Origin of the sequence: Bacillus sp. COPE52 (assembly GCF_003355115.1) — a bacterium.
GTDB lineage: Bacteria > Bacillota > Bacilli > Bacillales > Bacillaceae_G > Bacillus_A > Bacillus_A toyonensis.
The window spans coordinates 841,874-865,088 of record NZ_CP031292.1 but is presented as its reverse complement, the minus strand read 5'-3'; the positions used below and the strand labels follow the sequence as shown (position 1 = coordinate 865,088).

Sequence of the window (23,215 nt, the reverse complement as noted above, 5' to 3'; positions counted from 1 at the left end):
TTACCCTTGACTAAAAATAAAAAACGTATATGAAATTTCTTACTATCTCATAATAAACATACTTATTTTTTTAAATGAAAGGAGAAATTTCATATGCATACCGTATGGAAAGGTGCACTTTCACTTGGGCTATTAAATATAGGAATCAAACTATATAGTGCCGTAGAAGAAAACGATATAAAATTTTTAAGTCTCCATAAAGAATGCCTAACACCTATTAAATATAAAAAGTTTGCTCCTGATTGTACGGATGAAGAAATCGATGATAAAGATATTGTAAAAGCCTATGAATATGCACCTCATAAATACATCATTATTGATGAAAAAGAATTAGCTGAGCTGCAAAAAGTTCATGAGCCACGGTCCATTCGTATTATATCTTTTGTCCAAAATAGCGAAATTGATTCTGTTCTCTATGACCGTTCTTATTTTATAGGCCCTACGCCGGGACACGAAAAGTCATATTTATTATTAAAAGAAGCTCTTGAACGTACGAATAAACTTGGTCTTATTCATATTTCTATCAGAAAAAAACAACACTTAGCTATTATCCGTAGCTTTGAAGATGGGCTTATGTTACAAACCATTCATTACCCTAATGAAATTCGCAATATAACAACTACACCTAATTTACCAAGTAACGAAGATCATCCTATTCAAAAACAAGAACTCACCGCGGCAATCAATTTAATTCATCATCTTACAAATCCTTTCGAACAAGAGCTATTTACAGACGAGTATAAAGAAGCTCTTACCGAATTAATCGAAAACAAAATTGAACAACAGGAAAAAACTGAAACAATCTCCCCAGCTCCAAACATCATCAATATTATGGAGACATTACAGGCAAGTATTGAGCAAGCAAAAATAAAAAGAGACAATAAAACAGAAAAAGAGGCCAAATAAAATTGACCTCTTTTTCTTTAAAGCGGATTACATTTCGGCATTTCGAGTCCAGATGATTGGGCTAATTTTAATAAATAATAACATTCCTCTCTTGCCATATGATCTGCCATTCTCGCTGATAATGCGCTTAATATTTCATTCGATAACTCCAGCTCTTCAACCTCATGGAGAAAATGTGAAAATAATTTCAATTCAAGTGAAACATCTTTTGTAAACTTCTTTAATGCGGGAAAATGATGAAGCTCTGTTCTTAAATACCCCGTCATTTCAACTGCCTTTAAGTAAAATTGTTCAAAATGCTTCGTAAATTCTTCGCTTTTCTCTTTTAATCTTTTTTCAACAAGATCTAACCCACCAGAAATAGAGCCCGCATGACCAGCCGCATCCGTTAACCAAACAAGATGGTAATGCAGTTCATGAAAAACAGGCGGAACTTCTCCTTTCTTTAAAAACTCTAACACCGTTATATACTCTTCTACTTCATTTACCATATGATTAATAAAAGTTGGCGTAAAATGAATAGTAATTTTCCCCTCCAACTGTTTCTGTATAATATTTAATTTAAACGTCCGAATCTCCTTAGCGGCTCGTTCTGCCTCTTTTGAAAATGCAATGAGATTCACATTACGAACTTTATTTAACAGATTCGTAAATGTTTCAAGAAAATAAGTGGCCTTTTTTATATCCTCTTTTTCCTTCGGAGCTAATGCATCAAGTAAAAACTGCGAATGATCAGTAAGCACCTTTAGCCAAAATTGATGCTCAAACAATGCACTTTCTTCATAATTCCTCTCCACTAAATCCCCTCCGTTTATTCGTCCTTCTCTATCACTTGAAGTTTATATCCATCTGGGTCTTGTACTACAATACTCTTCTCACTTTTGTTTTCTGTATATGCAATTTTATAAAACACTAACCTCTTCTTTAAGTTCTCTATGTTAGAAATTGAAAACATTAGAACATCAACCGCATCCGTAACACTCTTCTCACGCCCACCCAAACTACGATTCATTACAAAACTAACTCTCATTGAATCAGCATCATACCAAACCCCTGTTACATCTAATTGGGGTCTTTCTAAACTAGGCTTGATTCCTAAAATCCCTTCATAAAAATACAAAGTTTCCTTTAAGTTTTTCACTTCCAATACAATGAATTGTTTCACAGTCTCCACATTCATTCCCCCCGTACCTATTACTTTTTTATATGTGTCATAAATGCCTATTATGTCTGAATACAATACGTAGTGATGAAGAGTTAAGGAGGTTTATTCATGAATAAATATATGAGATCATTCGTGCCATACCATAGCCCTCAAGATCCTTGTCCTCCTATCGGAAAAAAATATTATTCTACTCCTCCTAATTTATTTTTAGGTTTTCAACCGCCAAATTTACCGCAATTCACACCAAAAGAGGCATTACAAAAAGGAACTTTATGGCCTGTTTTTTATGACTATTATGAAAATCCTTATAAAAAAGGGCGGTGACTACTGACGTGACTCAATCGCTACCAGAAGAATATTATCAACTTTTACTGGAGCTTCAAGAACTAGACTTTGTACTAGTTGAACTAACTCTTTATTTAGATACACATCCAGATGACACTGCTGCGATTAATCAATTTAATGACTTCTCCTATAAACGAAGGGTATTAAAACAAAAGATGGAAGAAAAATACGGACCACTTCAGCAGTTTGGAAATAGTTATTCTAACGCTCCATGGGAATGGAGCAAAGGTCCTTGGCCATGGCAAATATAAAGTAAAACTTTAATCGGTGGGAGCTTTGTTCATCTCCCGCTCATTATTAGTTAAACCAATCGGGCGTTTACGGGCAAGCGATCTCCCACCTAACTTCTTTGTTTCAACCTAATTTTGAGATGGGAGCCTTACCACCCGTTAACGCAGGATAAAGGAGAGAAACTATGTGGATTTATGAAAAAAAATTACAATACCCTGTTAAAGTAGGAACCTGCAATCCAGCACTTGCAAAATTATTAATTGAGCAATACGGTGGTGCAGATGGAGAATTAGCTGCTGCACTACGTTACTTAAATCAACGGTATACAATTCCTGATAAAGTCATTGGCCTACTTACTGATATCGGTACAGAAGAATTTGCGCATCTTGAAATGATCGCTACGATGGTTTATAAACTGACAAAAGATGCAACTCCTGAACAGATGAAAGCTGCTGGCCTTGATCCTCACTACGTTGACCATGATAGCGCTCTTCATTATCATAACGCTGCTGGTGTTCCATTTACCGCAACTTATATACAAGCAAAAGGCGATCCCATTGCCGACCTATACGAGGATATTGCCGCTGAAGAAAAAGCGCGCGCAACATATCAATGGCTCATTAACTTATCCGATGATCCAGATATAAATGACAGCTTACGCTTTTTACGTGAACGAGAAATTGTGCATTCACAACGCTTCCGAGAAGCAGTTGAAATTTTAAAAGAAGAACGTGATAAAAAGATTTTCTTTTAACACACATATCGTAACGATATGTGTGTTTTTTTATATGTAAAGTTAAATCCTTCCTAATTAACATATAAATAGTATATTTATTCAATTTAATGCATTATTTTTTAATTTTTATAAAATTCCCTCTTGCTTTCTAGTCATCAGACCTTTAAAATAATAACAGTTACTCGACAAATTATTTGAATTTTCGACAAAAATACTCATTAGGAGGATTTTCTTTATATGCGTACAACTTTAAAACCAGCGCAAATACTTTCGATTAGTTTACTACTATTCGCAGTTTTCTTCGGTGCTGGTAATATGATTTTCCCGCCCCTTCTCGGTCTTTCTTCCGGAGAGAACATGTGGGTTTCCATTACAGGATTTATTATTACAGACGTCGGTTTATCTTTACTAGCTATCGTCGCTGTTGCCCTTGCCGGTGGTAGTTTTAACACTTTAGCAAGCCGTGTTCATCCAAAATTCGCAGCAGTATTCGCTATCATTATTTATCTTTCAATCGGCCCACTATTTGTTATTCCACGAACTGGATCTGTATCTTACGAAATTGGGATTGCACCACTTTTCCCAGATCAATGGTATTCTATGTTGGCTTTTAGCGCTATTTTCTTTACAGTCGTTTACTTCCTATCATTAAATCCATCCAAATTAGTAGATCATATCGGTAAAATATTAACGCCAATTTTACTTGTAATTATTGCAATTATGGCAACAAAAGCGATTCTTTCACCAGGATCATTCACAGAACCTATCGGTGACTATAAAGACATCCCATTTTTCAAAGGATTTCTTGAAGGGTTTTTAACGTTAGATGCAATTGGGGCGCTCGTATTATCAACAATTGTTGTAAATGCAATTCGCCAAAACGGTATACAAGATAAAAAATCCATCGCAAAATATACAATTATTTGCGGAAGCATTGCTGCCCTTTTCTTAACAATTGTTTATTTCTTACTCGGTTATATCGGGGCTTCAAACGGAAACTTAGGACAATTTGAAAACGGTGGTCAGCTATTAGCTACGATTATGTATCAATTCTTTGGGACAAGCGGTAATGTTTTATTAAGTATCGCAATTATTTTCGCTTGTTTAACGACTGCAATCGGTGTTGTAAGTGCATTCGCAAACTATTTCGCAACAGTGTTAACGAATGTTTCATACAAGAAATTGGTACTATACGTTTGTATATTTAGCTTCATCATTTCAAACTTAGGCTTAAGCTTATTAATTAAAATTACATTACCTGTATTAATTATTTTATATCCAATTACAATCATTTTAATTTTCGTATCATTTATTGATAAATATACGAACCGTAAACCTTCTGTCTATATCGGAGCAATGATCGCTGCATTCCTTATTAGCTGTATTCATGCACTTGATAATGTGGAAATGATTCCAAGTTTTATCGCTAATATCGTACACACAATTCCTTTTTATAACTTAGGAATCGGCTGGATTGTTCCGGCAATTATCGGTGGTATAATCGGATACTTTATTCCGCAAACAGAAGCTGAAGGTGAAGTTTCTACGAAATAAAAAAAGAAGCAAGCATTGATTATGCTTGCTTCTTTTTTTATTTTCACATCGTATGTTTAAAAGTAAATAACTCTTCTTTTGACTGCACAACAGATTGTTCTTCTTCTACAACTGGCTTCTTTATCTCTCCGCCTAACCTTACTTTTAACATCGCCTCTTCTATACTTTTTACAATCATATTTCCTGAAAAAATAGTAAGCCCGAAAAAGGTAATTGGGACGAGAGGAATCCACGGATGCACTGTTAATGATCTAAAATAGACTCCTATTAACCCTGACCATTCATGTGTGTAAGAGTCTATTTCTTTTATCCCTATCGGTCCACCAAACTGGACTGTCCCTCCAAAAAACACCTCAAGTAACCCTAAATGAAGTAAAATGGTCAAGGTTTGAGTAAACTGTTGAAGAAATACAAGTATAAACGTCATATAGAGATGCGGAAAAAGATGCCTTATAACAATGTGCCTTCTCGATCCACCTAATATGCGCGCGGCATCAACAAATTCTTCTGTTTGTAATTTACGAACTTCCTTCGCAACATACAGTGCAATAACTGGCATCACAAGCATTACAAGTAATACAACTTGAAACGAAGCCCTTTCAAAAAAGCTTGTTGTTTCCTCCCCGCTTCCAAATAGATTTGCAAATTGAAGAAAAAAATACGCAATCATAACTGTTGGAATAACTGTGAAACTATCAAAAAAAGCCTCAATCTTTGAAAAACCTCTTCTTACATATGTTCCAAGTACAACACCAAAGAACACACCTATTACCATTCTAAGTGCCGCAATTAAAATAGATATACCAATCGTCCACTTCGCGCCTTCAATAACTAAATGTAAAAGGTCGTATCCTTTCCGATCTGTCCCGAGTAAAAATTGGAATGAAGGTGAAAACGGTGGCACTTGTGGATTTTCATCCGCATCATATTGCAATGTAACTTGCCTAATGTGTCCATCATTCCATAACGTATTTCCGATGCTCAAAAGAACTAATATGAAAAGAAACCCAATGCTTATCCAAAATCTTTTATCACGTTTTATATACGTCCACATATTATAATCTCTCCTTCATCGCAGCCGGAATGAGATAATGAAACAATTTAAATAAAATAAAAATCGGAATATAAATAAGCAGTACACTAACGATGAAAACCTCCACCCTAATACCTTCGTACGATTTTAAAAACATGAAAATACCACCCGTATTAAAAATCCATTCTATAATATATAAATTAGATAACATAAAAAAGATATTCGTTTTCGCAAAGAAAAGTGTACTAAGCAACACATTTCGTAAAATATGACGATTTAAAATATGAAAACGCCCCAAACCTTTCGCCTTAGCAAATAGTACATAATCTTTTTCTAATTCATTTTCAAAACGAAGCACTACCATTTTTACAAACATAATCGTAGTCGGGATGCTCAAACAAAGTATCGGCAATCCTCTAATCGACTCGCCTCCAATTGAAGCAATTTTAAAAGGTAAAAAACCTGTTTGTTTAAAAAACCATACAACTAAAATTTGTGATACTAAAATAAGAAGAATATCTGGAATGGATTCTAGGAAGATAAGAAATGATTTAATTCGATGTTGTATACGCGGTGAACTACTCATAATTACATAAACGATACAAAATGCTACAAATAATGAAATGAAAAAAGCAGCCAAAAAAATAATAATCGTTTCTTTATAATGGGCGAACAACTGTGGAAATAAAAATTTACCTCTCACATATTGCAAATTGGAAATATCCATTAAGTTCACAAACACTTCTTTTAAACTCTGTATGTACTTTGATACATCCACCTTAAATCCATAAAATAATTTCGGCAAAGCCCCTAAAATAATAATCCCCAAAATCGAAATAAGAAATTGAATCGTCACTTCCATCCCATTCAAAAATACTTTTTTGACCATTTTTCCCCTTCTCTCTCTATGATTTACCCTTTAATTCTATTCTTAATTTTCTGAATTGTAAATATTCAAACATAAAAAATCACTAGGTTATGATCCTAGTGATTCTTTATGTACATGTTTTTCTCTTTTCGCAAACGGCATATACACAATAAAACATCCAATAAGCGCTGCGAGTTCTAATGAAATAATGTAGTAAGGATGCGGTCCTAACATATCGAGTAATGAGGCAGTTTCTGGCTTATGAGCTAAAAACATATAATTTCCACCCGTTTTGTAATTCACAAACGAAACAATTGGAATCAATATGTTTAAAAATATCATTGTGCGTTTAATAGATTGTACTGTCGGACGATACCCTTCTACCCAGGTCATAAAGAGCGGTGCCCAAATGAGCAATACATGCGCAATGAAATATTCAATGAAACGAAAATGCGGAAAAGCATACTGCAAGTTTGGCGTTAAAATGGCTTGTGATGCACCGATAATTCCTGTGAAAAACACAATCTCATATATGCGATAACTTTTCGTTACAATCATAATTGACGCTAATAATAAACTAATCGTACATAACTCAAATGGTAATGAAGTGCCTAGGTCAAAAATCCCGGCTTTCCATTCCCACATATGAAGCCCAATTTCACTTCCTATAAATAGAAATGCAATCGCATATCGAACCGTTATATTCCACTCAATTTGACGTAATACATCTTGGTATTGATATAAAAAAACGATCCCCACCAACATAATAAATAATATAATGGCATGTTGCCTTGAGTATGGAATAAATGGCTTTAATGGATGCGCACTAAAATAAGTTTCCATCTTCCTTCCTCCTCTCCTTCCTACAATATTATTGTAGGAAAGAAACAACGAGTCAATTCATTTGCTTAAGCTAGGACAACCTCTACCTTACATTTACATATTCATACCTTACAAAACTGTAAGGTTATTGTAAGCTAAAACGATTTGTCAGATTCTTCACCTCTTCTATACTTAATGTAGATACTAAAACGAACGAAAAGGTGATAAATAGATGAAGAAGAAAAATAAAGTGTTAATTACTAGTGTAGTAGCAATCGGAATTGCAGCTGGATCATACTTTGCATTTGCTGGTGGTGGTGGTTCAGATGTTGCAATGGCATATAGCAGTTATAAAGTAACAGAAAAACAAATCGAAAACGCGCAAAAATTTGGCGGTGAAGTTATTCCAAACGGAATTGAAACTATTTCATTTGATCCAACAAAAGGCACGTATGAATTAGCGGTTAAAAAAGGCGATGAAGTGAAAAAAGGGCAGCTTCTGTTTAAATATAATGACCCTACTGCTAAACAAGGTGTAACGGAAGCAGAAATGCAAAAGAAAATCGCACAAAAAGAAGTAACATTGTTCCAAAAACAAATTGATGCAGCGAAACAAAAATTACAAAAAGATAAAAATGCAGGTCTTCCTCAGGAAGCATTAAAAGCATCGGAAGTCGAAGTGCAACAATTAGAATCACAACTTGAAATGAAAAAGTTTGAAGTTGAAAAATCTGATGAAATGATTAAAGCAGCAAAAGAGAAAGTAAACACTCTTTCTGTAACAAGTCCTGTTGATGGTGTAATTGATGATATCGTGAAAACTGCTGATGAAAAAACAGGTATGAGTGGCATTACTCTTCGTCATGCTGGTCAATTTAAAGTAAAAGGTCAACTTTCTGAATATGAGCTTGCTAGTATGAAAGTTGGGCAAGAAGTAACTGTTTCATCAAAAACGGTCGCTGGTAAGACTTGGACAGGAAAAGTAACGGAAATTGGTTCTACACCATTAAAGAGCATGGACGAAAATAAAACTGTTTCTAACTATCAATTCACTGTCACATTAGATAATAGTGAAGAATTACAAAACGGCTTCCACGTTTACGTAACAAGTAAATCTGGCGAAGCAACTGGTACAATTGTTCCGAAAAGCAGCATCGTGAAAAAAGGTGACAAAAATGTTGTCTTCGTTGTAAAAGATGGTAAAGCGAAAGAACAAGCGATTACTGTTGAATTCGAGACAGATAGCGAAGCAAAAGTTTCTGGAGTAAAAAAAGGAGAGCAAATTATCTCTAAACCTGAAAAAGACTTAAAAGATGGTATGGAGGTTGTCGCCCAGTGATTAACTTAAAAGGCATCACGAAATCCTTCCAAAATGGTGCAGAGTCCGTTCAAATATTACACGGAATTGACGTAACACTAAACCAAGGAGAATTCACTTCTATAATGGGACCTTCTGGTTCTGGTAAATCAACTTTAATGAACATTATCGGTTGCTTAGATAAACCAACGACAGGTGCGTATGAATTAGCGGGACAAAATATTTCAAACATGTCTGAAACCGAACTTGCACGCGTTCGTAATAAAGAGATCGGGTTCGTATTTCAAAACTTCATGTTATTACCGAGACTTACAGCACTTCAAAATGTAGAACTACCTCTTATTTACGCTGGAGTCGATAAAAAAGAAAGACGTGAACGCTCATTAGCCGCTTTAACAAAAGTTGGTTTAGCAGATCGAGCTACTCACTTACCGAACGAATTATCCGGTGGTCAAAAGCAGCGTGTTGCCGTTGCCCGTGCAATTGTAAATAACCCAAAATTCATTTTAGCTGATGAACCAACGGGTGCACTTGATACGAAAACGAGTACACAAATTATGGACCTCTTTTACGAATTAAACAAACAAGGCTCAACAATCATTATGATTACCCATGATCGTGAAATCGGGGAAGCTGCAGCACGTCAAATTGTAATTCGTGACGGAAATATCGTCCAAGATTGGAGAGGTTAATTTTGAACACGAGTGAAAATATACGCATGGCCCTTTCCTCTATCTTTGCTCATAAAATGCGTTCTATATTAACAATGCTAGGTATTATTATTGGTATTAGCGCCATTATTACTATCATTTCAATGGGTGATGGTACAAATGCAAAGTTTAAAAAAGAATTAGGCCAAGGAAAAGATACAGAAGTAACGATTTACTACAACAACCCTGATTACGGAACTGATAGTGCCAAAATTACAGCTGATATGTTAAAACGTCTTCAAACTGTGCCAGGCGTTAAAGATGTTTATCCAGATGTAAGTATGAAAGTAAAAGCATCTTCTGGTTCAAAAGATGTCTCTCTTGATTTAAGAGGTGGAACAGGCGCCTTCATGACAGATGCGAAAATAAAATTAGTTCACGGTCGTGAATTAAATGATAGTGAATTAAAGCAAGCGATTCCTGCTGTTATTTTAAATGAAGAAGCTTTCAATAAATTATTTAACGGCTGGGAATCAAATTTATACACTGACATAAAAGGAAAGCCATATAAAGTAGTCGGTGTGTATGAAACGAAAAATGATTTCGGAATGGCTATGTCAGAAGGTTATACATCACTTGAAAACGCTCCTGTAATCTCAGGAGTAACTGAGTATGACTCTGTAAGATTAATATTAACTTCACCAGCAGAACGTAAAAGTGTAGAAAAACAAGCCGCTTCTGTTTTAAACGATATGAAAGCTCCTAAATTTGAGCATAAATTTGAAGCTCAAGATATGGGTGAATTTACGAAGCAACTAGATGAATCAATAGGTATGATGAAAATGGTATTCGGTGGTATCGCTGCTATTTCATTACTTGTTGGTGGTATCGGTGTAATGAACATCATGCTTGTATCTGTAACAGAACGTACACGTGAGATTGGTATTCGTAAAGCACTTGGTGCAACACGCGGTAAAGTATTAACGCAATTCTTAATCGAATCTTGTATTTTAACAGGACTAGGTGGTTTTATCGGATTCATGCTCGGTATTTTCTTCGCTTGGATCGTCTCAATCTTTGCCGGATGGCCACTTGTTATCTCAAAAGAACTTGGACTTCTTTCAGTAGGTATTTCAATGCTAATCGGTATTGCATTCGGACTACTACCAGCTAACAAAGCTGCAAAACTTGATCCAATTGAATGTTTACGATATGAGTAAATAAAAAACGTAGGAGTGTACACTCCTACGTTTTTTATTTACCTATCAAATTGTGTTTCTTCTATTATATATGTTTCACGTTACAACTATCTTTCTAATACTCTTCATTCTTTATAGATACTCGGGCTATTATCGAATCCTATTATTGCAAAAATAATATGTAATAGACAAAATACAAGGCGTAATTTTTTCCATGCATCGACTTATTTTGTAACAATTCTATCGATATTTCATTAAATTTCACCTCATTTATATATTTCCACAGTCAAAAATATTATTATTTTATAACTAAATTTTCGTTTCGACAGTAAAACACACCATTTTTGTAATACTTCAGAAAACAATTAGAAACATTACTGTAATACTATTAACGTTATAGAAATTGAAATACCACTCATTTTATGTTTCACACGCTCTAATCCTCCAAAAAACAATAAGGAAGCGCTATCAGGTTATTTATGGAATTATTACAGAATATTAATGCCCCGTTACGAAAGCTTTGTAATTTTATGTTTTTCGCAAATAAGAAAATAATGGTTGCTATAATGAGGTCAACGAAAACAAATGCAATGGAGGCTATTATGAAAAAATTTATGGGTATAGCAACAGCAGCGGTTTTTGGTCTTGGGATTTTCACAACATCTGCTAAAGCAGAAACAATCGTAACGACTGACGTACTAAACGTACGAGAAAACCCAACTACTGAATCAAAAGTTGTAGGAAAATTATTAGATGGATATAAAGTAAATGTTTTACATACAGAAAACGGATGGTCAAAAGTTAAATTGAATAGCGGTAAAGAAGCTTTCATAAGCGCTGACTATACGAAAGATACTTACTACGTAACAGCAAACGTATTAAACGTACGTGCTGGAGCAAACACAGACTCAGAAATTCTTGGTAAGTTGAAACAAGATGATGTAATCGAAACAACACACGAAGTGCAAAATGACTGGATTCAATTTGAATATAACGGAAAAACAGCTTATGTTCATGTTCCTTACTTAACAGGTAAAGCACCAGTTAAGGTTCAACCAGCAGTTAAAGTTGAAAAAGCAATTAAAGTTCAAGACACAGCTAAAGTTCGTGAAGCAGTTAAAGCTGGTGAAGTAGCTGAAACTCAAGCAAAAGCTAAAGCAGAGGAAGCAACTAAAGCTCGTGAAGTAGCTGAAGCTCAAGCAGAAGTTAAAGCTCAGGAAGCAGCTAAAGCTCGTGAAGAAGCTAAGGCTCAAGCAGAAGCTAAAGCTCAGGCAGATGCTGAAGCTCAAGCAGAAGCTAAAGCAGAGGAAGCAGCTAAAGCTCGTGAAGAAGCTAAAGCTCAGGCAGCAGCTGAAGCTCAAGCAGAAGCTAAAGCAGAGGCAGCGGCTAAGGCTCGTGAAGAAGCTAAAGCTCAGGCAGATGCTGAAGCTCGTGAAGCGGCTAAAGCTCAAGAGGCAGCTAAAGCTCGTGAAGCGGCTAAAGCTCAAAAACCAGCTACACAACAACCTGTTGCAAAAGAAACTGAAACAAGCACACCATCATCTTCTCGTGAGTTACGTGTTGTAGCAACAGCTTATACAGCAGATCCACTTGAAAATGGTTATAAAGCAGGCGACCAAGTAAAATCAGCTTTAGGCCACAACTTAACAGCTAATCCAAACATGAAACTAATTGCAGTTGATCCAAGTGTCATTCCATTAGGTTCAAAAGTATGGGTTGAAGGTTACGGAGTAGCAATCGCTGGTGATACTGGTGGAGCTATTAAAGGAAATAAAATCGACGTTTTAATGCCAGATAAAGGCACTTCAAGTAACTGGGGACGTAAAACAGTTACAGTGAAAATTTTAAACTAATTACTATAAAAAAAGAGTCAGTCTCATTGTTGAGGCTGACTCTTTTTTTTACTCTATTAAACTACTGAAAAATGTCACAGTAAATGAAATTATATCAACGATTTTTCAAATATATCTATCGTAACCTACAATATATCAACGATTTTTCGAATATATCTATCGTAACTTATAATATATCAACGATTCGACAAGAGATATCGATTTATCGACAAACTTTCACATTAAAAGCACTTTACTATTAAAAAGGCGTTCCAAAATTTAGAACGCCCCCTATCTTCCCTATTCCACACAAGTAAACTGCGTCCAAGCCCCTACATAATCTAGTAAGAATAACTCCTCTTCCGCAATTGTACCGACAATATTTTTTCGTTCATCTATCGGCATCTCTTTCAAGATGATTTGCAGTTCACCTTTGTACTTTCCGAATGAGTTATTACCAATTACAACTTGCCCTCTTTCCTGTAGCACACTTTCGCGCACCGGGAAGTCATAGTCTTTGTACTTTTTACGCACTTCTGTAGAACGTACCATATATTCTGTTATGTCGCCGCGTCTTACGTGTAATTCTTGCAGCGTCGCTTTCTTCTCTACTTCCGTTGCTTCGTCTACAAAGTGTACCTTCAGCTGCAGCATGTAACGATTTAAGTTTCCTAATTTCTCTAACTCTTCTTCACTCGCATAAGCATTTCCGATAATGACATCATCAATTAGCCCTGTTGCCCATAAATGCTTCGCTTGTACTTCAATTGGTAAATTACGATGCTCTTCTAACGTACATAAACCGTCGTTAATATCCCATGGACCGATGTTTGCGGCATTTGATGTAATAAAGGCTGCACTGCGAATACCGTGCTTTTTAAAACGTTCACTACATCGAATGAAATAATCGTACGGAAGACCAGTAAACTTTTGTGGATAAAAATTATGGCAACCGATTAAAGCTGATTTATTCGCTTGATGCGAAAGAATATTTTCTAAGTACGCAATATCGTTACTTACATTTAACTCAATTTTTAAACCGTACGGATTATTCGTCATTTTCGCTTCCGTTAACCCGTCAAAGCCTACATCTAAACGAATACCATCTGCGCCTAATTCTGCGAAAAATGATAGATTGCTATAACTAATACCAAGCTGATCAAACACAGCTGGAGCTACATCTAAAATAACTTCCATATTGTTATCTTTTGCGTGATTAATAATCTCTTTAAATTCAGCTACAATTTCTTCTTTTGGACGATTCACAGATAACAAACAAGTAAATATTCTTGAAAAACCGTGTCGTGCCGCTGCGGAAATATAAGCCATATCTTTTTCTTTCGTTGAATGCTCTGGATAAAGTGAAATTCCTAATTTACGCTCCATGCTTTTGCATCTCCTTCACACGTTGTATTAATGCCATGCCCGTAAATCTATATTTTGCAGATAAACATGTTGCACATAAAATGGTCGGTATAATAATTACGTAAGGTGATTGTAAGCTTAGCATTACATATGCACCCATTGAACAACCGATAAACAAAACTGATACGAGTAGTAAAACTAATAAAGATTTACTTTGTACCCATTTCGAATAATGAGCAATGCATTGTCCGATCACAAATGTAATTAAGATGATAATTGCTCCGAGCATTCTGTTTTCTCCTCTCCTGCTATTTGTTGTTTCTCATACATTTTGAAGAATGGATAGTAAATAATAAATGAGATTACAAAGTTAATAATTACAAGTACGCCAGCCATAATTGTCCAGTCCGTACTAATCACTGCTGCAATTGGCGCTAACATCGTAAATGGCAACTTCGCCATCATAAGTGGAATCATACCTGAAACAACTGCGAAATATGATACCGTCGTTGTAACTAACGGTGTAATAACGAACGGAATAATTAAGATTGGGTTCATTACAATCGGTGCCCCGAAAATAATTGGCTCGTTAATATTGAATAAACCTGGCACGAATGATAATCTACCTAACTCTTTTAAGAACTTAGATTTAGAGAACATAAACATAATGACTAAAGCTAACGTTGAACCCGACCCACCAATCCATACGAACCATTGAATAAATTGCTCTGTAAATAAGTTTGGTAACTGATGTGCATTTCCTGTAGCTGTGAACACTTCCATATTTTCAAGAATTGCTGAATCCCACATCGGACGAATGATTGGTCCTAAAATCGCTGGGCCATGAATACCGAATGACCAGAAGAACACGATTAAAAATACTGTTAATAAACCGCCGAATAAATTGTTTCCTACTAATACTGACTTTAATGGTGCGATTAAATATGTGATCGTTGTATTTACATCAAATTTTAAACCGTAACGAATACCCCAGAATAAAAGAATAACTACTAGAGTTGGAATTAATGCTGCAAACGAGTTTGCAACTGCTGGAGGTACACTTTCTGGTAATTTAATCGAAATATTATGCTTAATCATAAAATGATAAATTTCTACTGCAATTAATGCAGTAACAATTGCGCCGAATAAAGACGTGGCACTTAATGTTCCTACTGAAATGTATCTACCCGCATCAATAACACCTGGTACAGCTTTCGTAATTTGAATTGGTTCAACTGATGCTAATAAAAAGGCGAGTACAGAGAGTAACCCTGCGCTTAATTGATTGAGCTGATAAAAATTAGCGAGCGAAGCCCCTACCCCAAAAGCTGCGTATAATGCCATTAAGCCTACTGTAAATCGGAATGGAATATCTAAAATATGACGAAACGGTGCAATCCACTCCATATATGCATCAATTGGTAAGTTTAAAAAGATAACGAAAAATGATCCGACGATCGTTAATGGTAATGTAGAAATAACCCCGTTTCGAATTGCTAATAAATGTCGCTGTCCTGCAATCTTTTGCGTTGTTGGCATAATCTTCTGTTCCATAAAACTCATAAACCCATTCATCAATAGCCCTCCCTTTGTTCAATATAACTAAAAGTTATAACATTATAATGTTTATGTTTAAAAAAATATAATTACGCTAAAACTAATTCTTCTGCCTGCTTAAGTACTTTCAAACCGTCACACATGCCATAATCTCGTTGGTTTATAATAGCAACTGGTATATCGTATGACTTTGCAAGAAACGCTACGGCCGGAAATAAATATTTCACTTGCGGACCAATTAAAACGACATCTGCTTCCTTAATTTCAAGCTTCACAAGTTCTGAATCAACTGCCTTAATTTTATAATCCTTCCCTTGTTTCTTCGCCTCTTCTTGCATTTTTCTTACAACCATACTCGTTGACATACCTGCAGCACAACATAATAAAATATACATATTATACTGTCACTTTCTCTTCCACACGTTTATGAAGAGCGATAAATTCTTCAGCAAGTTCTTTCACTGTAATTGCATTCATTAAATGATCTTGTGCATGCACTAACAGTAAACTTATTTCTGCATGATTTCCTCTTGCTTCCTCTTGAATTAAATCCGTCTGAATACGATGAGCTGCTGAAATTTCTTCACTAGCAAGTTCCATCTTTTCACTCGCATTCTCAAAATCTCCTTGTCTTGCAAAAGCGATTGCTTCAAGCGCCGCGCTTCTCGCGTTGCCACCATGTAAAATTAACGCAAATGGAGTTTGCATATCAGTCATTTTAACTTCCCCCAAGCTTTGTTTTTCTATATGTTCATCTTATTATGAAAACGCATACAATTAAACATAAAAAACTTCCGTTATGTAACGGAAGTTTTTATATACTTTTTCAATACGATAATAAAATCTCTTGAAAACCTTCAATTAATTCAGCCTGAGTTAATTTCTCTATCGTATTCTGATTAGACATAATATCATATAAAAAATCATAAAGCCGTTGCAAATCTTCATTATTATTGCGCTTCACACTAAATAAAATAATCAATTGTACTTTTTTATCTCCCCACTCAACAGCCTTATCAAGTGTACAAAATATCAAAAATGTTTCCTCACTTAATAACTGCATCGGATGCGGAATCGCCACTAAATTTCCAACCGCTGTCGGAGATGTATTTTCTCTTTCCATAACAGAAGCATAAAAATTTTCTGGCACATAGTTTTTCTCAGCGGCTTTCTCACATAAAAATTGAATAACTTCTTCTTTCGTAGAAGCACTACGATTTAAAAAGATTAAATCTTCTTTTATATATTGCTGCACACTATTATTCACATGCGTAAACAATTGCTGACCAATCGATTTAATCTCTTTATCATCAAATATTGAGTTCACTTTTATAACTGGAACAGGCAAACCACTCGGTATATGAATCGTACTAATAATACAATCTATTTTGTCTTTATAAAGGTCTTCTACTTTCAATTGATAATAACCTGTAATACCTACAATCTCTAATTTATCTCGAAACTGTGATAAAATTTTATATTTTAATAGTTGTGCACTCCCTTGACCAGTCGCACAAACTAGTAAACATCTTTTCTTTTGATTCTGCTCCTGCAAACGGCTCATCGCTCCGCCGAAATGAATAGCAATATAACCAATTTCACTTTCAGGGATCGATTCACCCGTATATTCACCAATTATATCTCCAACGAGAACCGCAATTTCAAAAGCATACGGATAATTCTTTTTCACTTCTGCCAAAAGAGGATTTCTCGTATTTAACTTATACTTCAAACGATTTAATAACGTTTTTAAATGAACACCAAATCCAAATAATAATTCTTCATCATAATAAAAAATAAGATTCCGTTCTTCCGCTACTTTAAAAAGAATATGTTGCATAAATGCATATATATCTTTTCCTAATAGCTCTTCTACATTTTCATAGCGATCTCTCGCTGTAACAGCAGTACTTAACAAATGCACTGTCACATATAATACTTCTTCTTCTGGAAATAAAAGTTTTAACTCTTTCTCTAAATCTCCTAAAATCTGCTTCGCAATTGTATATTCTTTCTTTATTATAAGTTCTGATTGCTCCACATGCAGTCCTGTCATATAATGTTGACTTTGACAACGCTTTAATGCGATTGCAATATGAATAACTAGATTATCAATTTCTATATCAGATAAATATATTGTTCCACCCTCAATATACTTTAATATAATTGAACGAATGAGTGATATATGAGGTAACGATACATATGTATCCGTCTGCTCAAATTGCTCATGAAACGGAGTATGTTCATAACGTGGTAAACCATATTGTGATAAACAAGAACGAATATTAAATTCCTCTCCCACAATACGTATACCATAATACGGTCTCTTTTCAATTTGCAATGTATAGCGACCGCATATATCTGTAACATCTTTCATAATTAAATTTACAGTTGATTTACTCACGTAAATTTCTTCTGCTAACTGCGAAAGCTTCACATATCCTTCTGTCGTTAAAACACGTTGTAAAATATACGCAACTCTTTCTTCATAAGAAGTTGGGATCTTTTCCGTCTGTTTTTGAAATAGACTCACACAAAACTCTTCAAATATCTTCGTTTGTATAATTTCTAGTTCATATCCAGTCCCTCTTTGCGATTCGATTTTCGCTCCGTTTTCTTCCAATATATCATTTAATAATTTTATATCTTTTTGAATCGTCTTCGTTGATACATGTAATCGGTTCGCTAAAAAAGCTCGATTTAACATCGATTTCTCTTCTAAAAACTCCTCTAAAATAGAAATTAATCGCTGATGCACCTTTGTCATAGCTCTTCCTCTCGCTCTTTATATATAAAGGGGGAAAAGCTGCTGAAATCAGTAGTTTTTCCCCTTTATATTCTCTCTATTTCTTTAATGTAAATCCGAATTTATCCCAAGCATGTAAATAATCTAGTAAGAAAATCTCTTCTTCTATAATTCGACCAACTACATTTGTTTTTCCTGTATTCACCATATCTTTTAATGCAATTTGTAATTCACCTTTATACTGGCCATATTGCTCATTATCAATTAAAAGATCGCCACGCTTAATTTCACGCGTATTATGAGGTTTAAACTCTTCTTTTTTATATTTCACACGACTTTGTGTAGAACGAATCATATATTCAGATACATCCCCGCGATAAAAATGAGGTTCTTCTAATACGATAATTCTTTCTAAATTTGTCGTTGTATCGTATAGTTCTATATCAAATGTTTGTTTCTCTTTATTTAACGCACCTAGTGCTTGTAATTCTTCTTCTGAAGCATAAGCGTTCGCAATAATAACATCATCAATTAATTCTGTCGCAAATAAATGCTTCGCTTGCGTTGTCATCGGTAATTCACGATGCTCTTCTAACGTACATAAACCTTCTGTTACTGGCCAAGGTCCGTATGTTGCATCAAATGATGAAATAAATGCAGCTGTTCTCATGCCGTAATCTTTAAATTGTTTCGAGCATGTAATGAAATGATCGTATGATAACCCCGAATAGCGGTGCGGATAAAAATTATGACAGCCAATTAAATTCTCACGGTTTGGTCTATGACTCATAATGTTATCTACATACTTCGTACCATTACTCATATTAATCTCAATTTTCAAACCATACGGATTATAAGTCATAATTGATTCTTCTAATCCTGAGAAACCAACATCTAAACGAATACCGTACGCACCTAATTCATGGAAGAATGATAAATCATTATACGAAATACCTAATTGTTCAAAAACAGATGGACTAATATCAACTAATACTTGGAACCCTAATGCATTCGCATGAGAGATCGTTTCTTTAAATTCTTCAATAATTTTCTCTTTTTCTCCATCCACAGATAGTAAACATGTGAACACACGTGTAAATCCGTATTTACTTGCTAATGTTACATATTCCTTATCTTTCTCTACCGTTGAATGTTCTGGATAAATAGAAATACCTAATCGTCTCATATGTACACGCCTCTTTCTTCATTGTTTTGTAAACCTTTTCAAATATATGTAGTAAAAAAGTATATATCCCCTTCTCATTCACTACCTTTTGAATCCGCTTTCTTTAAAGAAAAAACAATTTCTATCATTCATAACAACTACAAGTCTATACATCTATACTTTACATCTTTTTTTCATAGTTGTGTAGCGTTTACACAAATTTGTCAGTTTTTCATTTTAAAAATTGTTATCCGCTTTCAAGACACCTTCCTTGACTGCTACATTGACCAATACATATACTCAAAAGAAAAGAGATAAAGTGAAACTTTAATCAGTGGGGGGTTTTGTTCATCCCCCACCGATTATTAGCCTTCACCAATCGGGCGTTTGCGGGCAGCAGGGCTTCCACCTAACTTCTTTGCTCCAGCCAGATTTTGAGGTGGGAATTTTACTGTCCGCAAATAGCGGAAAAAATGTATATAGGGGATGAATATATGGGAGAGGCAATACTCGTAAAACGAGAACCGTTATGGACAAAAGAGTTTGTTGCTTTAATTTTTGCAAACTTATGTATGTTTTTAGGGTTTCAAATGTTAATTCCAACTTTACCTGTTTATGTGAAAGAAATCGGTGGCACAAGTTCAAATATCGGATTGGTCGTCGGTATGTTTACCGTTGCGGCACTTTTTGTTAGACCGCTAACTGGAAACGCCTTACAGAAATTTAATAAAAAAATCATTTTAATGATCGGTACTGCTATTTGTTTACTCGCTATGGGCAGTTACCTTTTCGCCTCTACCATTTTTCTCTTGCTTGCCGTTCGTATTTTACACGGAGCTGGCTTCGGTATTACAACGACTACATATGGAACTGTCGTTTCTGATTTAATTCCAGCAGCTCGCCGCGGAGAAGGCATGGGATATTTCGGACTTTCTGGAACCATTGCAATGGCTCTCGGCCCACTAATCGGACTATGGCTTATGCAAGCATATAATTTCAACGTTCTTTTTTTATGTGCACTTTCATGCACAATCGTTTCATTAATTTTAACGAAACTACTTCAAATCCAAAAAACGAAACAACCACCAAAACAATCATCTGGTACTTTTCTCGATGGATTTATTGAGCGCAAAGCTTTACTTCCTTCATTATTAATATTATGTATTACATTAATGTACGGAGGAATCGGCAGCTTTATCACACTATTTGCTACCGAAGTTGGCATTGCTGATATTAGTCTCTTCTTTTTATGTAACGCGCTAGCAATCGCTGTAACTCGTCCATTTTCCGGAAAGTTATATGATGCGAAAGGCCATACATTCGTCATCATTCCAGGGGTTATTATAACGTTCGCAGGTATTATTTTATTGTCGTATACAACGACAATTCCGAGCTTAATTATTGCGGCAGCCTGTTATGGAAGTGGTTTCGGAGCGATTCAGCCTGCGCTACAAGCATGGATGATCGACCGAGTAGCACCGCACCGACGAGGAGTCGCAACAGCTACATTCTTCTCAGCATTTGACCTTGGAATTGGTGCGGGAGCGATTATTTTCGGATTCATTGCACATTTTACAAACTATGCGACTGTATATCGTTATTCTTCCCTATTACTTATTGCTTTTCTGTTCATTTACATTACAAGTATAAGAAAACAAAAGCACGGAGATAAAAATACAGAAAAAGCTGCTGGATAATTTAGCGGCTTTTTTTCTTGCAAAAAAAGACTACTTAATAAATATTAAACCCCATGTTGGCTTTATAAAACTACATGCATTTCCCTACATATTTTTTTAACTATCATCAAAAAATATACAATGAACTTGTAGAAGATTTCTTTGATATACAATTGAATAATACTATTCTAAAAAGTGTGATTTCTTTACAAAAACACTATTTACAAAAGACGAAAACCATTAAAATACAGCTGTTTCTTTAAAGGATTGTAAACTTTTCACCTCTTTGTAAATTTAGTGTAAATTTTACTAGCAAACCGTTTACAGTGCCTCAAGGTTTAGTTAATAATTACATCGTACATGAAATTTAAGGAGTGGAATGCGTGGAATATAATGTTCAAGAAATGATCTTCCAATTCATTGGTGGATTAGGTATTTTCTTATTCGGGATTAAATACATGGGCGATGGACTGCAACAAGCAGCTGGAGATCGTCTTCGCGATATTTTAGATCGTTTTACAACGAACCCACTTATGGGTGTACTAGCAGGTATGTTAGTTACTGTATTAATTCAATCAAGTTCAGGAACAACCGCTTTAACAGTTGGACTTGTAAGTGCCGGATTTATGACATTAAGACAAGCAATTGGTGTTATTATGGGTGCGAACATCGGTACGACAGTTACTGCATTTATTATCGGGATTAAAATCGGAGAATACGCTCTCCCAGTTATGGCAGTTGGAGCGATTTTACTATTCTTCTTTAAAAATAAAAAAGTACATTCTGTAGGTCAAGTTGTATTCGGTTTTGGTATGTTATTCTTCGGTTTAGAATTAATGAGCGCAGGTATGAAACCTCTTCGTTCATTAGAGGCATTCCAAGATTTAATGATTAGCATGAGTGATAATCCAATTTTAGGAATTATTGTCGGTACAGTCTTCACTTTAATTGTACAAAGCTCAAGCGCAACAATCGGTATTTTACAAGAATTATTCGGTCAAGGTGCAATCGATTTACAAGCTGCCCTTCCTGTATTATTCGGTGATAACATCGGTACGACAATTACAGCTGTATTAGCAGCAATCGGTACTTCAATTGCAGCAAGACGTGCAGCATTAGTTCATGTTATCTTTAATATTATCGGTACCATTATCTTTACGATTATATTGATACCATTTACAAATTTAATTCAATATTTCCAAACGTCATTAAACTTGAATCCAGAAATGACAATTGCATTTGCACATGGAACATTTAACGTAACGAATACAATCATTCAGTTCCCATTCATTGCAGTATTAGCCTGGATTGTAACAAAAATTATTCGTGGTGAAGATGCATCTATTAACTTCAAACCGCAACATTTAAATCCAATCTTTATTGAACAATCTCCAGCTATTGCTTTAACAGAAGCTCAAAAAGAGATTATCCGTATGGCGGAGTTTTCATTAGATGGATTAAAAGAAGCAAACCAGTTTTTAAATACACAAGACAAAAAACACGCTAATATGGCTACTCAATTAGAAGGAGCTATTAACAATTTAGATAAAAAAATTACCGAGTATTTAGTTTTACTATCAGAAAAACCACTTTCATCAGCAGATTCTGAGAAGCATTCTGTTTTAGCTGGTGTTGTTGGAGATATTGAACGTGTCGGTGATCATGTAGAAAACCTTGTAGAACTTGTAGATTTCCAAATTTCAAACCGCGTTTCACTATCAGACGACGCACTAACTGAATTAAATGAAATGCTTGAATTAACAATTTCAACATTACAAGATGCAATCAATGCTTTAACAAACTTTGACACTGAACTAGCTCAAACTGTTATTGCAAAAGAACGTAAAATCGACCAAATGGAACGTGTTCTTCGCAAACGTCACGTAATACGTCTAAACGAACGCAGCTGTTCAGGCGATGCAAGCATCATCTTCGTTGACATGGTAAGTAACTTAGAGCGTATCGGTGATCACGCTGTAAATATCGCTGACGGTGTTTTAGGTGAACAAGGAAAAATCAATCTAAAACAATCATTATAATAGGAAAG

23 protein-coding genes are annotated in these 23,215 nt (G+C 35.1%); 11 read left to right on the top strand and 12 right to left on the bottom strand.

The window, feature by feature from the left end:
- Positions 1 to 93: 93 nt before the first annotated feature.
- Positions 94 to 906 carry a non-homologous end joining protein Ku gene (locus DPQ31_RS04250; RefSeq protein WP_097957703.1) on the top strand — a complete coding sequence of 271 codons (813 nt, stop codon included), beginning with the start codon at positions 94 to 96 and terminating at the stop codon, positions 904 to 906.
- A 17-nt stretch (positions 907 to 923) separates the two neighbouring features.
- On the opposite strand, the gene DPQ31_RS04245 is transcribed toward DPQ31_RS04250, so the two are convergent.
- Together DPQ31_RS04245 and DPQ31_RS04240 are read right to left on the bottom strand one after the other, a co-directional pair.
- Positions 924 to 1,703 (bottom strand): DUF2935 domain-containing protein, encoded by a 780-nt coding sequence (locus tag DPQ31_RS04245; RefSeq protein WP_208731572.1) that lies wholly within the window; start codon positions 1,701 to 1,703, stop codon positions 924 to 926.
- A 14-nt stretch (positions 1,704 to 1,717) separates the two neighbouring features.
- Positions 1,718 to 2,146, bottom strand: coding sequence for a VOC family protein (locus tag DPQ31_RS04240; protein WP_170958090.1), 429 nt, complete (start codon positions 2,144 to 2,146; stop codon positions 1,718 to 1,720).
- A 33-nt stretch (positions 2,147 to 2,179) separates the two neighbouring features.
- On the opposite strand from DPQ31_RS04240, the gene DPQ31_RS04235 reads away from it, so the two are divergent.
- The 4 genes from DPQ31_RS04235 to brnQ2 all read left to right on the top strand — a co-directional run bounded on the left by DPQ31_RS04235 (position 2,180) and on the right by brnQ2 (position 4,937).
- Positions 2,180 to 2,395: a spore coat associated protein CotJA gene (locus DPQ31_RS04235; protein WP_001046260.1), complete on the top strand. Its 216-nt coding sequence runs from the start codon at positions 2,180 to 2,182 to the stop codon at positions 2,393 to 2,395.
- 8 nt (positions 2,396 to 2,403) lie between these two features.
- The gene (locus tag DPQ31_RS04230) at positions 2,404 to 2,667 is read left to right on the top strand and encodes a spore coat protein CotJB (protein WP_000194492.1); all 264 of its coding nucleotides are present in this window, start codon (positions 2,404 to 2,406) and stop codon (positions 2,665 to 2,667) included.
- 164 nt (positions 2,668 to 2,831) lie between these two features.
- Complete coding sequence (gene cotJC / locus DPQ31_RS04225) at positions 2,832 to 3,401, top strand: spore coat protein CotJC (RefSeq protein WP_000265275.1); 570 nt, start codon at positions 2,832 to 2,834, stop codon at positions 3,399 to 3,401.
- 219 nt (positions 3,402 to 3,620) lie between these two features.
- Positions 3,621 to 4,937, top strand: coding sequence for a branched-chain amino acid transport system II carrier protein BrnQ2 (gene brnQ2, locus DPQ31_RS04220; protein WP_208731571.1), 1,317 nt, complete (start codon positions 3,621 to 3,623; stop codon positions 4,935 to 4,937).
- 43 nt (positions 4,938 to 4,980) lie between these two features.
- Here the strand turns inward: brnQ2 and DPQ31_RS04215 are convergent, their stop codons facing one another.
- The 3 genes from DPQ31_RS04215 to DPQ31_RS04205 all read right to left on the bottom strand — a co-directional run bounded on the left by DPQ31_RS04215 (position 4,981) and on the right by DPQ31_RS04205 (position 7,681).
- Entirely contained in the window at positions 4,981 to 5,991 is a 1,011-nt protein-coding gene (locus DPQ31_RS04215) for an ABC transporter permease (protein WP_208731570.1), read from the bottom strand.
- A 1-nt stretch (position 5,992) separates the two neighbouring features.
- Positions 5,993 to 6,859, bottom strand: a complete 867-nt coding sequence (locus DPQ31_RS04210) for an ABC transporter permease subunit (RefSeq protein ID WP_016107871.1) — start codon at positions 6,857 to 6,859, stop codon at positions 5,993 to 5,995.
- Between the two features lie 87 nt (positions 6,860 to 6,946).
- Positions 6,947 to 7,681, bottom strand: coding sequence for a YwaF family protein (locus DPQ31_RS04205; protein ID WP_000451311.1), 735 nt, complete (start codon positions 7,679 to 7,681; stop codon positions 6,947 to 6,949).
- A 211-nt stretch (positions 7,682 to 7,892) separates the two neighbouring features.
- Here DPQ31_RS04205 and DPQ31_RS04200 point away from each other — a divergent pair, with 211 nt between their 5' ends.
- From DPQ31_RS04200 to entC, 4 genes are all read left to right on the top strand, one after another.
- The gene (locus DPQ31_RS04200; protein ID WP_000728794.1) at positions 7,893 to 8,999 is read left to right on the top strand and encodes an efflux RND transporter periplasmic adaptor subunit; all 1,107 of its coding nucleotides are present in this window, start codon (positions 7,893 to 7,895) and stop codon (positions 8,997 to 8,999) included.
- The gene (locus DPQ31_RS04195; RefSeq protein ID WP_000609098.1) at positions 8,996 to 9,670 is read left to right on the top strand and encodes an ABC transporter ATP-binding protein; all 675 of its coding nucleotides are present in this window, start codon (positions 8,996 to 8,998) and stop codon (positions 9,668 to 9,670) included. Before DPQ31_RS04200 ends, DPQ31_RS04195 begins: the two co-directional genes overlap by 4 nt.
- Positions 9,671 to 9,672: 2 nt before the next feature.
- Positions 9,673 to 10,848: an ABC transporter permease gene (locus DPQ31_RS04190; RefSeq protein ID WP_001097724.1), complete on the top strand. Its 1,176-nt coding sequence runs from the start codon at positions 9,673 to 9,675 to the stop codon at positions 10,846 to 10,848.
- A gap of 458 nt (positions 10,849 to 11,306) precedes the next feature.
- On the top strand, positions 11,307 to 12,680 hold the full coding sequence (entC, locus tag DPQ31_RS04185) for a cell wall-binding protein EntC (protein ID WP_106081031.1): 1,374 nt from the start codon (positions 11,307 to 11,309) through the stop codon (positions 12,678 to 12,680).
- A gap of 279 nt (positions 12,681 to 12,959) precedes the next feature.
- Here entC and DPQ31_RS04180 read toward each other — a convergent pair whose 3' ends face one another.
- The 7 genes from DPQ31_RS04180 to DPQ31_RS04150 all read right to left on the bottom strand — a co-directional run bounded on the left by DPQ31_RS04180 (position 12,960) and on the right by DPQ31_RS04150 (position 19,513).
- Positions 12,960 to 14,045 (bottom strand): DUF871 domain-containing protein, encoded by a 1,086-nt coding sequence (locus tag DPQ31_RS04180; protein WP_000440066.1) that lies wholly within the window; start codon positions 14,043 to 14,045, stop codon positions 12,960 to 12,962.
- On the bottom strand, positions 14,035 to 14,313 hold the full coding sequence (locus DPQ31_RS04175) for a hypothetical protein (RefSeq protein WP_208731569.1): 279 nt from the start codon (positions 14,311 to 14,313) through the stop codon (positions 14,035 to 14,037). Before DPQ31_RS04175 ends, DPQ31_RS04180 begins: the two co-directional genes overlap by 11 nt.
- The gene (locus DPQ31_RS04170; RefSeq protein ID WP_001013063.1) at positions 14,289 to 15,599 is read right to left on the bottom strand and encodes a PTS sugar transporter subunit IIC; all 1,311 of its coding nucleotides are present in this window, start codon (positions 15,597 to 15,599) and stop codon (positions 14,289 to 14,291) included. The genes DPQ31_RS04175 and DPQ31_RS04170 overlap by 25 nt, the downstream gene beginning before the upstream one ends.
- A gap of 71 nt (positions 15,600 to 15,670) precedes the next feature.
- Positions 15,671 to 15,976: a PTS sugar transporter subunit IIB gene (locus DPQ31_RS04165; RefSeq protein ID WP_000275635.1), complete on the bottom strand. Its 306-nt coding sequence runs from the start codon at positions 15,974 to 15,976 to the stop codon at positions 15,671 to 15,673.
- 1 nt (position 15,977) lies between these two features.
- Positions 15,978 to 16,298: a PTS lactose/cellobiose transporter subunit IIA gene (locus tag DPQ31_RS04160; RefSeq protein WP_000131325.1), complete on the bottom strand. Its 321-nt coding sequence runs from the start codon at positions 16,296 to 16,298 to the stop codon at positions 15,978 to 15,980.
- A gap of 109 nt (positions 16,299 to 16,407) precedes the next feature.
- Positions 16,408 to 18,348, bottom strand: a complete 1,941-nt coding sequence (locus tag DPQ31_RS04155; protein ID WP_000169807.1) for a BglG family transcription antiterminator — start codon at positions 18,346 to 18,348, stop codon at positions 16,408 to 16,410.
- Positions 18,349 to 18,424: 76 nt separating this feature from the next.
- Positions 18,425 to 19,513, bottom strand: coding sequence for a DUF871 domain-containing protein (locus DPQ31_RS04150; RefSeq protein ID WP_001253372.1), 1,089 nt, complete (start codon positions 19,511 to 19,513; stop codon positions 18,425 to 18,427).
- A 473-nt stretch (positions 19,514 to 19,986) separates the two neighbouring features.
- Between DPQ31_RS04150 and DPQ31_RS04145 the strand changes: the two genes are divergently transcribed.
- Both DPQ31_RS04145 and DPQ31_RS04140 read left to right on the top strand, forming a co-directional pair.
- Complete coding sequence (locus DPQ31_RS04145; protein ID WP_000503250.1) at positions 19,987 to 21,189, top strand: MFS transporter; 1,203 nt, start codon at positions 19,987 to 19,989, stop codon at positions 21,187 to 21,189.
- A 362-nt stretch (positions 21,190 to 21,551) separates the two neighbouring features.
- Positions 21,552 to 23,207, top strand: a complete 1,656-nt coding sequence (locus tag DPQ31_RS04140; RefSeq protein ID WP_000456282.1) for a Na/Pi cotransporter family protein — start codon at positions 21,552 to 21,554, stop codon at positions 23,205 to 23,207.
- Positions 23,208 to 23,215 lie beyond the last annotated feature (8 nt).